Here is a 266-nt window from a genome sequence, read left to right on the forward strand (position 1 = left end):
CCATGGCCCTCGGCGCCGGCGAGGCCACGCCGCTGGAGATGGCGACGGCCTATGCCATGATCGCCAATGGCGGCCGGCGGATCGAGCCGAACCTGATCGAACGCATCCAGGACCGCACGGGCGAGACCCTGCTGGCCCGGGCCGAAGCGGCCTGCGACGGCTGCGACGTGGCCCAGTGGCGCGACGGATTGAGCGCGCCGACCACGGTAGACGACCGCGAACTGATCAACGATCCGGTCAGCACCTTTCAGCTTGTCACCATGATG

General features: G+C 68.8%; 1 protein-coding gene. It reads left to right on the forward strand.

What is annotated here, in order from left to right:
* Positions 1–266, forward strand: a 266-nt coding sequence (locus tag R0J92_RS23520; RefSeq protein WP_411053455.1) for a penicillin-binding transpeptidase domain-containing protein, incomplete at both ends; no start/stop codon positions are given.

Origin of the sequence: Tritonibacter sp. SIMBA_163 (genome assembly GCF_046535935.1) — a bacterium.
Lineage (GTDB): Bacteria > Pseudomonadota > Alphaproteobacteria > Rhodobacterales > Rhodobacteraceae > Epibacterium > Epibacterium scottomollicae.